The sequence below is a fragment of the Emticicia sp. genome, assembly GCF_043780375.1.
GTDB lineage: Bacteria > Bacteroidota > Bacteroidia > Cytophagales > Spirosomataceae > Emticicia.
In genome coordinates this window covers 26,252-40,849 of the sequence record NZ_JAYWCU010000118.1, presented here as the reverse complement: position 1 = coordinate 40,849, position 14,598 = coordinate 26,252, and the positions used below count along the sequence as shown (strand labels likewise).

Below are 14,598 nucleotides of genomic sequence, written 5' to 3'. Positions count from 1 at the left end.
TGTATAGTGATTATTTGATAGTAAATCAAGGACAGGCAACTGCAACTGATTTAGCTATGTTAGTGGACGGGCATTACTCACATGACAAAATTACAAGGTCTTTGAGTAAAACCGTTTTAGGTTCAAAAGAATTGTGGCAAATAGTCAAGCCCCAATTAAAATTAATTAACAAAATAGGCGGTGTTTTGATAATAGATGATACTATAGAAGAAAAGGCATATATGAGTGAAAATGACCTCATCTGTTGGCATCATGACCATGTAAGCGGTCGAACCCTAAAAGGCATAAATCAAGTAACGGCTTTGTATTATAATGATGAAATTAGTCTACCTGTTGCCTATGAACTTGTTAAGAAAACCGAATGGGTATTCGATAAAAAAAAGCAAAAAGACAAACGAGTAAGTGCTATTTCAAAACATGAACATTTTAGGAACTTAATTACTCAAAGTATAGCTAATGATTTGATTATCAGCTACATACTTGCGGACAAATGGTTTTCGTCTGCCGAAAACTTTGTTTTTATAGAATCATTATCTCAGAAATTCATTATCCCCTTGAAGGATAATCGAAAAATAGCACTTAGCAAAGAGGCTCAAATTAATGGGCTATATCAGTCAATCGGGTCGTTGGCGATAGAAGAGAACCAAACGCTTCAAGTGTATTTAGAAGGGGTGGATTTTCCCTTGCTTTTAACTAAACAGCTATTCAAAAACGAAGATGCCGAAGCGGTTCTCTATCTGGTAACCAATGACTTGATGGCTGATGTAGAAACAATTAAAACCCAATACCAAAAACGGTGGAAATCGGACCGCCGAAGCGGTTGAAACCTTTTACAAATCAATCAAATCTAATTTAGGGTACGCCAATTCTCCAACCCATACTGTAAAAACACAAAATAACCACCTGTTTTTATCTATGGTTGCTTTTGCTAAAATGGAAATTCTTAAAAATATTACACAAAAAAATCACTTTGCTTTAAAAAGACTATTATCAATGAATGCCTTAAAAGCCGCTTGGAAAAAACTCCAAGTTATTAAAGCTGATAATACTCTACTAAATCAGTGTGCGTAACTAAACTTGGTTAATTAAAGTTCCACCAAAATTTACTCGATTCAATCTAATTTTGCCAATTTTACTTCAAATTCCTGCATTATCTACCGAAAATGCTATTTTATGGAAAATATTTTTGTTTTTCGGAAAAGCAGGAGCATTTGTTTTTGGTAGTGGTTTGGCAATCGTGCCGTTCCTATATTCAGGCGTGGTGAAAGAATATGGCTGGCTCAACGAACAACAATTTTTAGATGCCATAGCAGTTGCTATGATAACTCCCGGTCCAGTCGTAATTACCGTTGGTTTTATTGGCTATTTGGTCGCAGGTTTCAAAGGAGCTTCGGTGGCGGCTTTGGCAACTTTCTTGCCTTGCTATTTGCTTACAATTTTGCCCGCACCCTACTTCAAAAAATATGGAAAACTTCCTGCCATTAAAGCATTTGTTGATGGCGTAACGGCTTCTGCCATTGGTACGATTGCTGGGGCGGTTATAATTTTGGGTAAAAAATCTTTGATAGATATTCCTACCATTCTGATTGCTCTAATTTCGATAATAATGCTTTGGAAATACAAAAAAATTACTGAACCTTACATCATTATTGCTTGTGCGGTAATTGGATTTATTTTAAAAAACTATGTTTTATGACACGAAATCAATTTCTAACAAATACCGCCATCATTACGGGAGCAAGTCTCTTGAAAGGCAATGATGTTTTTAGTGCTACGCTCAACGAAAGTGGTTTAGATAAATTGACAGATGAATCTGGAAAATTTATTTTAGGTGCTTTGCCCTATTCTGACACATTTTTAGAGCCATTTATGCCTGCCGATGTATTGAAACTCCACTATACTGCCCATCATGGCGGAGCAGTCAATACTGCCAATAAAGCAACCGGATTAATAAAGTCTGCCTTAGAAACTGGCAATTTTGAAGGCGTTGATTACTGGACAAAGAAACTTTCGCTGCACCTTTCGAGCCATGTGCTACATACTATTTTTTGGACAAATATTACCAACAGAAAATCACAGCCCACAGGTGATTTATTAAAAAGAATAGAAAAAGATTTTGGTTCGTTCGATAAAATGAAGGTGCAATTGGCTCATCATTCCAAAAATGTTGACGGAAATGGTTGGGGATTGTTGGGTTTTCATCCACAAAGCAATCGTTTGATGATTTTGGAAGTAGAAAACCATGAAAAACTAACTGTTTGGGGCATTGTACCATTAATGGTTGTTGATGTTTGGGAACACGCTTATTATTTGAAATACAAAAACAAACGTGCCGATTTTGTAGATGAATTGTTCAATTATATGAATTGGGACAATGCCGCCCAAAGACTTGAAATTGCTTTGAAAATAGTTAAATAGTTTATAATTAGCATTAACTACTTTTTTGAAATAATCTGTTAAATGTAACCGTGGCATAATAAAATGCCCCGATAGTTGGTCCAGCAATGAAACTTACATAGTGATTATTGAAAACATTTGTACCAGCAATTTTGAACTGTATCCCTTTGTTTCGTAAGTAATAGGTAAGTTGAGCATCAAAATTAGTAATTTTAGGCACAATGCCTGATGCCAAAGCCGACTGCCACAAAAATGATTCTTGGTGTTTATAATTGACACCAAAACCAATGTTTTTGGTCAATGTTGCATTATTAATACCAACATTCACTATCCAACGAGGTGTATTAAAAGCTTCTTCAAAACCATCATTATTTGCCACATTTTTGAGTTTTGCAAATGACGTATTACTTGTAATTATAAAGTTTTTATAAAAATTATAAGTTAGGCTAATTCCTCCACCATAGTTTTTGACAATCGTTTTTGAGTTTGTCCAAAGGCGATAGCGAGCTTGTTTATTACGGTCGTACATATAAAAAGCCAATGAATCGGTATTTGTACCAATCGGCACATTCGCTTCAATTTGTGCCATGAAATTTCGATAAACATTATAATAAAAATCAGTATCTAAAAATAGTCTTTTCCCTATCGGATAACCTTTATAACCAATCTCAAAACTATTGACATATTCGGGTTGGAGGTAAGTATAATCATTTTTACGAAGGACGTTTTTATTCTTCAAAATTGCCTCATTTTGACTCAACTTATTGACATTAATGTCTTGATTGACTGCCGCCGTAAAATCATCAATAGCTTTGCGTAGATAAGAGTTTTCAAAAATTCCCTGCGACATAATCGGCAAACCACCTACCCGTTTTACACCACCACTATTAATATTTGAAAAAGCCTCAAATAAACTCGGAAAACGATAGCCATTTTGGTAAGAGGCTCTAAAATGATTGTTTTCATTGAGCGAATACACCACTGAACCACGAGGATTGAATCGCAAATCAAAATATTGATTTTTATCACCTCTTAGTGTAAGTATAAATTTAAGTTTTTCGTCAAAAAATTTCTTACTCAATTGTACAAAACCGCCTGATTTCCAGTAAGTTAGCATCTTACCTGTTTCTTTTGGATTGATAAAATAATTTCCGTCAGGAATCACAAAGTAGTTTCGGTAATCGAATCCTGCTAAAAGTCCAAAACCTTTTTTTTGTAAAACAGGAGAAAGTTTTTTGCTCAAATCGGTCAAGCCTTCGGTATGCAAAAGATATGATTTTACTCGCAAAGCAGCACCAATATCCCAATTATTGATGTCTCCTAATTTTTCAATCAAATCATTAAATTGCTGCGTAGTTGGTTGGGGTCGTCCTTTATCTGCAACAGTTCGAGCAATTGTCAAAGCATCAACAGTTGTTTTACCTTGCTTGTTTTGATTATTAAATTCATTCGTAAAATCTGTAAACCAAGTATTATCAGTTTTGAAACTTCGGTCAATATTTTCTGCCATCGAACGAATATTATACGATTTTCCCGTATTTTCGGAAGTCAAATATGCTTTAATTTGTGTCGTTAAGTTTTGGTAAACCAAAGCGTTTTGAGACAGTCGATAGTTGTCCAAACGAAAACGATTGGTGCGTTGATAAACATTATCTAACTGAGCATATTTGAAAATATACGAAATTTCATGATTAGGTTTTAGCGGAACGCCGCCCATCCTAAAATTGACGGCAAAATCGCCCTTAATATTATTGATTGAATAATCAGTTACCTCTTCCTCCAAATACCCTGTTCGAGCAACTACGTATCTTTTTCCGCTTAAAGTAAGCGTTCGGCGATTAGAAGATTCATTGCCGTACGAATTTACATAATCTGCTCCTACATTATCTTTGCCTAATAAACCCACCGATGTATTGGCGTTTGGATTAAGGTCTATGATTGAATTTGCAATCCAATCATAGCCTTTTTGATAGGTAAAGTTTGTTTTAAAAGCCCATTTTTCACTCAATTTTTTTGCATAACGCAAGCTTATTTCTGAAAATAATTTAGGATTAACTGTTTTATTATCATGCTGACTGCCGCCCAGCAGGGTGCCGCCAGTATGATTCACGCCTGTTTTTTGCTGAAAACTCAAACCCTCAGACTCAAACGGATTCAATGTAATTAAGTTAACCAAACCATTCAAAGAGTTCATGCCATACAATGCCGAAGCTACTCCAGGAATCATCTCAACTTGTCGAATATCAAGATCATTTGGTGCCATTGCTGAAGCGATAGGCGAGCCAATATGCGGAGCTTGGTTATCAATTCCATCAACTAATTGTACAAATCTCACATTAGTAGTATTAGTAAAACCACGTGCATTATATACTTTAAACCCCAAACTTGGGGTGATGAGTTGAATCCCCCTCATGTTTTCGATTGCGTCGAAATAACTCAAAGCTGGACTTTGTTGGATTTGCTTGAGGGTCAACAGCTCAATACTTGTTGGAGATTTTAAGTAGTTTTCTTTAATTCTTGAGGCTGAAATAACCACCTCATTCAATATTTGAGATTTTAATGTATCTGCTTGTCCTTTTACAAGAAATGAAAAAAGGAAGAAACAAGTAAACGTTATATAAATAAAAATATAACGATTTACATGGGAAGATAAATTTTTAATCATTGAAAAACCATGAAAGAATTTGTGAAATGAAGCGTTATATTTACAAATATATAACGAAATCTCCTCAAGATTGTAAAAAGGTCTCCAATTTTTCAGAAAGATAAATTTCAAAGTCATTATGCAATTTTTTGAATGCTATAATTAGCTGCTTGCCATCTTCTGTTACAATCGTTCCGCCGCCTCTTTCACCTCCAGTTTGGGTCATAACAATAGGCGTATTAGTATGCTTGTTTATTGAGTTAATCAAATCCCATGCTTTTTTGTACGACATCCCCATCAATTTGGCTGCTTGGCTAATTGAACCCGTCTCTATTATTTTTTCGAGTAATTCGATTCTACCCGGTCCTAAAAATCGGTCGTCATTGCTTTCTATTCTAAGCAAACTTCTCAGATGGAGTATCTTTGAAGGTTTTAAAATTTCTTTGATTGACATTCTAACCTTTATAAATTAAAAAAATGTGCCGATTCGTTTGTAATCTTTCCCAAATATATAGATAAAGACAACAATTTTGAAGGTTTTTACAATTACATTAGAAAAAATAAAATTATTACTCTACTTATTTGGTAGATTAGATATAGTGTTTTACTTTTGCACCAGAAACACAAGAAAATTATACCCAAATGAACTTAAATATTACCTGTTGTAACTAAAACGGAAAAACCAGTTTGGCTGCAACCAAACTGGCATAATTTAACTCAAATAATATCACGACTAAATGACTCCAAACGGTAAACAAAATTACTTGTTCAGACCTTATTTTAAATTAAACGATTAAAATTAATGAAAAAACTTTTAAAATCAACACTCTCAGTATGGGTAATATTTTTACCCTTAGCCCTTTCGGCTCAAAATAAACCTGAAATAAATGCGACGGTTTTGGGAAGAGTAATAGATTCTCGCACTAATGAATTATTGATTGGTGCAACAGTAACAATCAAAGGCACAACCAATGGTGCAACGACCGATGCAAATGGAGAGTTTGCTTTAATTACAGGTCAAAAACTACCTTTTACGCTCATTATATCTTTTGTAGGCTATCTGAAAAAAGAAATTATAATCAATAATGGCAAGGTAGAAATCAGACTTGAAGAAAATGTTAATCAGCTTGATGATGTGGTGGTATCTTCACGCCGTCGCCAAGAATCGGTACAAGATATTCCTATTCCGATTTCGGTCATTCGAGGCGTAACAGCAGAAGATGCAGGTGCATTCAACCCAAATCGCTTGAAAGAACTTATACCTTCAGTACAACTTTATTCATCGAATGGACGAAATACAACCCTTAATATTCGTGGATTGGGTTCGTCTTTTGGTCTTACCAACGATGGTATTGACCCTGGTGTTGGTTTTTATGTTGATGGTGTTTACTATGCCCGGCCAGCAGCTACGTCGATTGACTTTGTTGATATTGAACAAGTAGAGGTACTTCGTGGACCTCAAGGAACACTTTACGGAAAAAATACAACGGCTGGTACATTTAATATTACCACAAGAGCTCCCAGCTTTACACCAAGTGCCAGTTTTGAAACAAGCTACGGAAACCTGAATTACATTCAGGCAAAGGCTTCGATAACAGGTCCTTTGAGCAAAAAAATTGCTGCAAGATTATCTTTTTCAGGAACGCAACGTGACGGAACGCTTTACAATACTACCACACTAAAACCAGTAAATTCGCTTAATAATGTAGGTTTCAGAGCTCAATTTCTTTATACACCGACCGACAAAATCAATATTACAATATCGGGAGACAATGCTCGTCAAAGGTCAGATGGAAATGCAACAGTGGTGACAGGAGTTATAACGACTAAACGTGCGGCTTATCGTCAGTTTGGTAATATTATTGCTGACCTTGGCTATAAATTACCAACGACCAATCCTTTCGATAGAATAACAGATTCTGATTCGCCTTGGAGAGTAAATAATGATTTTGGTGGAGCTTCAATTAATATTGATGCAAAAATTGGAAAAGGGAAATTGACTTCAACTTCGGCTTGGCGTTATTGGATTTGGGACCCATCGAACGACCGTGACTTTATTGGTCTTCCTGTATTAACCAAATCGCAAGGCAATTCAAGACATGACCAATATACACAAGAAATTCGCTACGCAGGACAATTTTCTTCAAGATTGAGCGGCGTTTTAGGTGTATTTTTCATTGACCAAATTCTAACATCAGACCCTGTGCAAATAGAAGAATCTGGTTCAGCACAATGGCGTTTTTCACAAAACTCGACTTCTGCCCTATGGAAAACCGCAGGTTTATTTGATGGATTTGGCACTAAAACTACTTCAAGACTTGAAACGCTCGGTGCAGCAGTATTTGGTCAAGCTGACTGGGCTATTACTGAAAAACTACACTTATTGCCGGGTATCAGATTCAACTACGATAAGAAAGATGTAGATTATAAACGTGAAACTTATGGTGGCTTACAAACCACTGACCCAGCATTACTTGCTCTCAAGAATGGTGTTTATACCAATCAGGCTTTCAAGTTTAATGTTGAAGAAAACAATTTTTCAGGTCAAGTTACACTTGCCTATAAGCCAAATAAAGATGTCAATGCCTTTGCCACTTATGCCAATAGTTACAAACCTGTGGGTGTAAACCTTGGCGGCTTACCCACTGCCAATGGTACAGTTTTGATTGATTTGGCAAGAGTGAAACCTGAGTATGTAACCCATTATGAAATTGGCTTGAAGACCAAACCAACGCCACTATCTACCTTAAATTTCGTTGTTTTCAATACTGATATTAAAGATTATCAAACACAGGTTCAAACGGCAGAAGTGGGTGTAAATAGAGGATATTTGGCAAATGCCGAAAAAGTACGTGTAAAAGGTGCAGAGTTAGATGGAAACATTAGGGTTAGCAATCATTTATCATTTACGGGTGCAGTAAGCTACACCGATGGAAAATATATTTCCTTTAAAAATGCACCAGTTCCGTTAGAAGAAGTAGGCGGAGAAAGTGCATTCAAAGATGTTTCGGGCGGAGTTTTGCCCGGTATTTCCAAATGGGCAGGTTCGTTAGGTGGTGAAGTTACAAGAAATGGTAACTTACTCACACTCAAAGGCAAATATTTTTTGGCTATTGATACTTACTACCGATCTTCGTTTTCGTCAAGTTCTTCCCCTTCAAAATATTTGAATATAGACGGTTATACTTTATTGAATGGCAGAATTGGTTTCCGTGCCTCAAATGGTTTTTCAATCTTGGTTTGGTCTCGTAACTTAGCAAATAAAAATTATTTCGAGCAATTATTGCCAGCGGCTGGCAGTGCAGGGCATTATGCCGCTGTACTGGGCGACCAACGAACTTATGGTACTACTTTGAGATATACGTTTTAAAAAGCATTTTTATTGAATGCTAAGTAAACAAAAACTATTTTTGATAAAAATTTGATAAAAATCTAAGCATAGTTCATAATTATCATGAAGAAAACACTCCTTTTTTTACTATTTAATCTCGTTGTTTTTACAGTTATATCTCAAAACTCTCGTATTGTACAAGATGAAGAACAATTTTGGACAGGTTATTTTAACCAAACTCGACTATCTGACAAATGGGGAATTTGGCTTGATGTGAATTTACGTACGACCGAGCATTTTGTAAAAAAACCTTCAAAAGCTATTGGCCGTTTAGGGCTAATGTATTACTTGAATGATGATTTGAAGTTTACAAATGCGTATGCATTCATTAATCATTTTCCCGAAGAAGGTCATGCCAATATTTCTCAACCTGAGCATCGCATTTGGCATCAACTACAATGGCATACCAAATACGGAAAAATTAGAACGATGCAGTGGGTAAGATTGGAAGAAAGATTCCGACAAAAAATAAAAAATGATAATGAACTGGCAGAAGGCTATCGTTTCGATGAGCGAATCAGGTATAATTTTTTGTTAAATATTCCTCTCAATAAAAAAGGCATTGTTCCGAAGAGTTTTTCGGCGATTTTGAATAATGAAGTGATGATAAATCTTTCAAAAAACAACATTTATAACATATTTGACCAAAACCGTTTTTTTGTTGGACTTGCCTATAATTTCAATGCTCATTCCAATCTTCAATTTGGTTACATGAATGTTTATCAGCAATTGGCAGCAGGAAATAAGTACAAAAATATCAATGCGATAAGGGTATTCTTCTTCCAAAATCTTGATTTTAGAACGAGAAAGGATAAATAATTTTCAAAAATAGCCAAAAATATCTACATGAAACTAAAATTACTATCTTTACCACGCGAAAATAAAAACCTTGAACAACATGAAAAAAGTATATCTCAGTGATTCGGGTCCGAAAGTATCAGAGGCAATTTATGGTTTTTGGAGATGGGAAAATCTGGATAATACCTCAGCCAAAATGGAGCAAATTATTAATTTATGCTTAGAATTAGGCATTAATACATTTGACCATGCCGATATTTATGGTGATTTTACGATTGAAGAGCATTTCGGAAAAATCATTAACAAGAAGTCTTTCAAGCGTGAAGAAATTGTTCTGTTTAGTAAATGTGGTATTCGTAAATCAGAAAGTGGAAAGGTTTTTTACTTCGATAATTCAAGAAATTATATAGTAAAAAGTGTTGAAAATTCCTTAAAAAATCTAAAAACCGACTATTTAGATATATTTTTATTGAACCAAAGTGATTTTTTGGCAGATCCAGAACAAACAGCAATGGCTTTGGCAGAAGTAGTCAATTCGGGAAAAGTAAAACATATTGGCGTAGCAAATTTCACTGCTTTTCAACATAGATTATTGGCTTCGTATCTTACTATTCCTATCGTTACGAACCATATCGAACTAAATTTGATGAATATTTCGGCAATTGAAGATGGTCGTTTGGATTTTATCAAGCAGAGTTTCAGCAAACCTTTGGCTTGGGCTCCCTTAGCTGGTGGCGAAATTTTGGAAGGAAAAGAGGGAAAATCGGCCGTTATTAAGAATAAACTCGAAGTAATTGGCAAAAAATACGACGCCAATGTTGAGCAAACTGCCGTCGCTTGGTTGATGCAACTCGGCACATTACCAATTATTGGTTCGTTGTCAGAAACTCGCATCAAAAATGCAGCAAGTGCTTCCGAAATCAAACTAAGTCGTGAAGACTGGTACGATATTTATCAAACTTGTATAGCTTCTTGATTTACAAATTACGACTTTTAAATAATTATCAGCAGCTTGTATTTTCATTCGTAAATCGTCATTTCTCCTATTCCCCCGCTCTTCGCCAAATTTCTAAGCAGGCACGGGCGTTGTGGTAAGGGCATTTCCAAAAATTTATTTTATCTGTATTATAAACCGAATGGTCTTCTTTTACACCCCAATACCATTCACCATGTTCTTTATCAATCAAATATTTTTTAATAAATTCCCACGAATTGGTCGCTTTTTCTAAATAATTCACTTTCCCCGATAGTTGGTAGGCGTTATAAAATCCTACCATTGCTTCGGCCTGAACCCACCAATCTTTATTGGTATTGAGGTGACTTGTTGCCACATTCAACTCGTAATTCAGTCCACTATCTGCTGCCAAACCATCAGCAGCAGCTTTTGCCATACCAATAGAAATATCTTTTATTTTTGGCAAAAGCACCTTATCATCTAAAACCTCGGCGGCTTCCCACAAAAGCCACGAGGCTTCAATATCATGCCCATAAGAAATTTCTGTGCTTTTTACATTCCATTGTTCATCAAAAAACAACCTCATGCGATTGTTAGCAATAAGATGTTCGGTAAACGAACCTAACATTTTTTTCAATTGTTGACGAAGTCCCACTTCTGGAAAAGCTCGATAAAGATTGGTATAGGCTTCTAATAAATGCAGGTGCGTATTCATAGATTTACGATGGTCGCCTTTACTCAAAATATAATCATCGGTTTGCGACCAATCGGGTGCAAAGGCCTCAATATAGCCACCATTTTGAGGGTCAAAACTATATTTTTCGACTAATTTGTAGAGTTCAATCGCTAAATCTAAGGCTTTTGCTTGTTTGGTTGCTCGGTAATATTCGCTCAAACCAAAAATAGCAAAAGCATGGCCATAGATTTGTTTTTTGCGTTCAAGTGGCGAACCGTCAGCATTAACTGACCAATAGACTCCGCCATTTTGTGTGTCAATAAAATAGGTTTCTACATAATTAAATGCCCTTGTAGCAACCGCCAAATAAGCTTGTTTTCGGAAAAGAATATAGGCCGTAGAGAAAGTCCAGAGAATACGGCTGTTGATTACAATAGATTTTGGTTCGTTAGGCACAGGCTTATTATCGGCAGTAACACGACCATAAAAACCACCTTTTTCCTCATCAATTGAATAATTTATCCAATAAGAAAGAATGTTATTGAATTCTTGATAGGCTTCTTGTCCGAGAGCAGGAATACTTAGTGGCATTTTTATAATGGGGTTAGATAACATAAAATTAGCACAAAAAAACTCCGTCTTTATCAAACGGAGTTTTTTTCTTGGAAAAAGGAAATTACTTCACCGAAAAAGTCTTTTTTTCAACACCTACTCCATTGATAGTCAATGACTTCCATTGTTTTGGAAGTTTAGTTTTCAATTGAATAATTCCTGCATCGGTGATGTCAAGTCCGCCCCAACCATTGATTAATGTTTGCAAATAGCCTCCTGCACCTGTGGCAAAATACGGGTTTGTCCCTCCAGCTGTTTCCGCCAAAACGCCAAAAGGCGGAGCTTCGTTTGGTTTATAACTATCCATGTATTGTTTGTAAGCAGTTTCGGTTTCACCCAAACGCACATTCAGAATCGAAAAAACTCCGTGAGCCATTGCAGGACTTTGTCCTTTTCTTCCTGGCTGGTTGTCGGCAAGGGCTTTCCAATAAAAATCTAAATCCTTCTTAATCGTCTGATTATCAGTAATTTGTTTCATCGGATATGCCAATAGATTTACATCTCCTTGCTTGATTAATTCGCCGTTATAGGTGGCGTGTTCACGAGTAGTACCATCAGGAAACTTCAAAATTACAATTCCATCTTGCACTTCTTTCCATTTCGGATTTTCGGGCAAATCTAATTCTTTTGCTGCTTGATTAGCATAGCCTAATACTTCCTTTGCCATTCCATTCGTATAGGCATTATCGTCAACATTTTCGGCCCATTCATCAGCACACACTACATTAATAATATGGTATTTGCCATCAGCCCCTTTTTCTACCCTACTTGTCCAAAAATCTGCAACTTCTTTTAATATCGGATAACCCCTATCTTTGAGCCAAGATTTATCTTTTGTTACTTGATAATATTTCCAAAAAGCAAAGCCAACATCGCCTGTAATATGGTGCTGAAAAGGGCCAGTCAATGCCCAAACAGGCGTAGATTCCTGCCCCGTATCGTCAGATTCCCACGGAAACATTGCTCCTTGATAACCGTGTTCTTTGGCATTATTTTTGGCAGATTCGAGGCGTTGGAAGCGGTATTCTAGTAAAGATTTTGCCATTTCTGGGTGCAAAGTTAGCATTGGAGGGAACATCCAAATTTCGGTATCCCAAAAAACATGCCCGTTGTAGCCTAAACCAGACAAACCCATCGGCGAAAGGCTATACGCTTGCCCTTCTCGACAAAAAGAATACAAATGATACAAAGAAAAATGAGCTGCTCGTTGAGCTTCTTCATCTCCTTCAATAATAATGTCCGACTCCCATAATTTTGCCCAAGCCTCTTTGTGTTTTTTCAATAACCGCTCACGTTTTTCAAGTGCTGCAAAGATTGTCAAACGCTCGGCTTCATTGTGTGGGTCGCTCACTTGAGCTGTCGAAATAACCGAGCCAACCACCGAAAACTTGTAGGTTTCTCCTGCTTTCAGTTTTTTTGTAAACTTCATTCGGTGCATGCCATTGTCCCATTCTTCATGAATCAACTGCGGCTCTTTTCCCCTTTCTTCTTCAAACAAAAACGAATTTGATGCTGCAATTGTATGTTTTCCTGTGGGTGTTTTTGCCACTGAAGTCATTAAAGGAATCAAAGAATGGGGCCGGTCAATGGTATGAAAAAAATTCTGCACATCACGTAGCATATCGGGTGTTTGCATGATGCTGATAGGGGTAAATTCAATGTCTTGTTTTGCCGTAATTTCCATGTCAATCATGGCAGTATGAGGTAAATGTCTGAGTGCCAATATATTAGACTTAACTGAAACTTTATTTCCCAAATCGAAAGTGGTTGTAAAAATGGCATTTTGCATATCAATCGTCTGCACAAAATTGCTAATATTCTTGCGGTCAATCATCTGATTATCAACAATTAACTCCATATTGGCAAACTCAAAAACTTTCATAATATTTGCTACACGCCCACGTCCGTAGGTATCAAATGTGCCATTCAACACAATTTCTTTTACTTTCAGCGGGTCGGGTGACGAAATAATACCAATCATCCCATTAGCAACCGTTACACCATAATAATTATTCGGGTCGAAGTTTTTAGCCGAAATTTGCCATTGAGCAATGGTAGGCATAGATACTATGATGCACAGCAGAAGCAGGACGAATTTCATCCTTAAAGTTGATTTTTTCATAGGTTAAGTTTTAAATTTATGCTTAAAGATACCATTTTTTTAAGAAAAAAAGCAAAAAACAGAGATTTTTCATTACTTTTAGGCGTATTTCTGACCACTTTTAATTAGTTAAATCATGAAGAGAATTTCGATAATTATTTCATTATCAGTATTTTATATTTCTTGTAATAATTCAAAAACAACACATGGGGATTCTTTGCGGGTGGCAAAATTGGAAAAAATTGAAATTCCTGCAGGCGATACACTTAATATTGATTTGGTAGATTTGAAGGCCAAAGGTCTATTAATAAACACGCAAGTTGTAACAGTAAATGATGACCCTGTTTATCACAAAACTAAAAAATTTAATGCTTTACCTCTGAAAGAATTATTAGAGAAATTTTCTTCAATAGAAAACCTTAATGCTGCTAATACAAAAGTAGTTTTTGAGTGCGAAGATGGTTATAAACCAGAAATGCCTCTCGAAAAGTTACTTTCAGCAAAGGCTTTTTTAGCTGTAAGTGATGTTGATGCACCCGAAGGGCGTGAATGGGAACAGATTTTGAAAGATGGACATGCTATGAAAGCCGAGCCTTTTTATTTAATTTATGCAGGGGTTTCGCCCAAAGATGGAGATTTTAAGTGGCCTTATAATTTAGTAAAAATTCATTTTGCTCCACTAAACGAAAACGATGCCATGCTTGTTCCAAAAGACGCTACGGCAATGACTGGCTATAATTTATTTAAGAAACATTGCCAAACTTGCCATGCGATAAATAAGATTGGCGGTAAGATGGGGCCAGAATTAAATTTTCCAAAAAGTGTAATCGAATATTGGAAAATAGAAGATTTGAAAGCATTTATTCAAAACCCTGCGAGCTATCGAAATGACGTAAAAATGCCAACATTAGGCATAAAACCAACAGAAGTTACCGAGATATTGAAATATTTGGAGTATATGAGTAAACATAAAATATGAGTATCCGCCATAGAGACGCATTGCAATGCGTCTGATGCCATAACA

11 protein-coding genes are annotated in these 14,598 nt (G+C 36.1%); 7 read left to right on the top strand and 4 right to left on the bottom strand.

What is annotated here, in order from left to right; translation table 11 throughout:
• The 3 genes from ACH2CJ_RS09130 to ACH2CJ_RS09120 form a co-directional block, all read left to right on the top strand.
• A partial coding sequence (locus tag ACH2CJ_RS09130) for a transposase (protein ID WP_394992267.1) occupies positions 1-824 on the top strand: 824 nt, incomplete at its 5' end.
• Between the two features lie 299 nt (positions 825-1,123).
• On the top strand, positions 1,124-1,696 hold the full coding sequence (gene chrA, locus ACH2CJ_RS09125; protein WP_394992265.1) for a chromate efflux transporter: 573 nt from the start codon (positions 1,124-1,126) through the stop codon (positions 1,694-1,696).
• On the top strand, positions 1,693-2,418 hold the full coding sequence (locus ACH2CJ_RS09120) for a superoxide dismutase (RefSeq protein ID WP_394992263.1): 726 nt from the start codon (positions 1,693-1,695) through the stop codon (positions 2,416-2,418). Before chrA ends, ACH2CJ_RS09120 begins: the two co-directional genes overlap by 4 nt.
• 13 nt (positions 2,419-2,431) lie before the next feature.
• On the opposite strand, the gene ACH2CJ_RS09115 is transcribed toward ACH2CJ_RS09120, so the two are convergent.
• Positions 2,432-5,062, bottom strand: coding sequence for a TonB-dependent receptor (locus ACH2CJ_RS09115; protein ID WP_394992261.1), 2,631 nt, complete (start codon positions 5,060-5,062; stop codon positions 2,432-2,434).
• Positions 5,063-5,126: 64 nt separating this feature from the next.
• The gene (locus ACH2CJ_RS09110; protein WP_394992259.1) at positions 5,127-5,495 is read right to left on the bottom strand and encodes a winged helix-turn-helix domain-containing protein; all 369 of its coding nucleotides are present in this window, start codon (positions 5,493-5,495) and stop codon (positions 5,127-5,129) included.
• A gap of 348 nt (positions 5,496-5,843) precedes the next feature.
• Between ACH2CJ_RS09110 and ACH2CJ_RS09105 the strand changes: the two genes are divergently transcribed.
• From ACH2CJ_RS09105 to ACH2CJ_RS09095, 3 genes are all read left to right on the top strand, one after another.
• Complete coding sequence (locus ACH2CJ_RS09105) at positions 5,844-8,411, top strand: TonB-dependent receptor (RefSeq protein WP_394992257.1); 2,568 nt, start codon at positions 5,844-5,846, stop codon at positions 8,409-8,411.
• Between the two features lie 84 nt (positions 8,412-8,495).
• Entirely contained in the window at positions 8,496-9,251 is a 756-nt protein-coding gene (locus tag ACH2CJ_RS09100) for a DUF2490 domain-containing protein (protein WP_394992255.1), read from the top strand.
• 79 nt (positions 9,252-9,330) lie between these two features.
• Entirely contained in the window at positions 9,331-10,206 is an 876-nt protein-coding gene (locus ACH2CJ_RS09095; protein ID WP_394992253.1) for an aldo/keto reductase family oxidoreductase, read from the top strand.
• A 67-nt stretch (positions 10,207-10,273) separates the two neighbouring features.
• On the opposite strand, the gene ACH2CJ_RS09090 is transcribed toward ACH2CJ_RS09095, so the two are convergent.
• Positions 10,274-11,452, bottom strand: coding sequence for an AGE family epimerase/isomerase (locus ACH2CJ_RS09090; protein ID WP_394992252.1), 1,179 nt, complete (start codon positions 11,450-11,452; stop codon positions 10,274-10,276).
• An 85-nt stretch (positions 11,453-11,537) separates the two neighbouring features.
• A complete protein-coding gene (locus ACH2CJ_RS09085; RefSeq protein ID WP_394992251.1) occupies positions 11,538-13,595 on the bottom strand; it encodes a glycosyl hydrolase family 95 catalytic domain-containing protein in 2,058 nt (685 codons plus the stop codon).
• Between the two features lie 115 nt (positions 13,596-13,710).
• On the opposite strand from ACH2CJ_RS09085, the gene ACH2CJ_RS09080 reads away from it, so the two are divergent.
• Complete coding sequence (locus ACH2CJ_RS09080) at positions 13,711-14,553, top strand: c-type cytochrome (protein ID WP_394992249.1); 843 nt, start codon at positions 13,711-13,713, stop codon at positions 14,551-14,553.
• The last annotated feature ends 45 nt before the right edge of the window (positions 14,554-14,598 follow it).

Coding starts and splice junctions, on each gene's coding strand:
- ACH2CJ_RS09120 (WP_394992263.1), top strand. CDS start 1,693: ATGACACGAAATCAATTTCTAACAAATACCGCCATCATTACGGGAGCA.
- ACH2CJ_RS09115 (WP_394992261.1), bottom strand. CDS start 5,062: ATGATTAAAAATTTATCTTCCCATGTAAATCGTTATATTTTTATTTAT.
- ACH2CJ_RS09110 (WP_394992259.1), bottom strand. CDS start 5,495: ATGTCAATCAAAGAAATTTTAAAACCTTCAAAGATACTCCATCTGAGA.
- ACH2CJ_RS09105 (WP_394992257.1), top strand. CDS start 5,844: ATGAAAAAACTTTTAAAATCAACACTCTCAGTATGGGTAATATTTTTA.
- ACH2CJ_RS09100 (WP_394992255.1), top strand. CDS start 8,496: ATGAAGAAAACACTCCTTTTTTTACTATTTAATCTCGTTGTTTTTACA.
- ACH2CJ_RS09095 (WP_394992253.1), top strand. CDS start 9,331: ATGAAAAAAGTATATCTCAGTGATTCGGGTCCGAAAGTATCAGAGGCA.
- ACH2CJ_RS09090 (WP_394992252.1), bottom strand. CDS start 11,452: ATGCCACTAAGTATTCCTGCTCTCGGACAAGAAGCCTATCAAGAATTC.
- ACH2CJ_RS09085 (WP_394992251.1), bottom strand. CDS start 13,595: ATGAAAAAATCAACTTTAAGGATGAAATTCGTCCTGCTTCTGCTGTGC.
- ACH2CJ_RS09080 (WP_394992249.1), top strand. CDS start 13,711: ATGAAGAGAATTTCGATAATTATTTCATTATCAGTATTTTATATTTCT.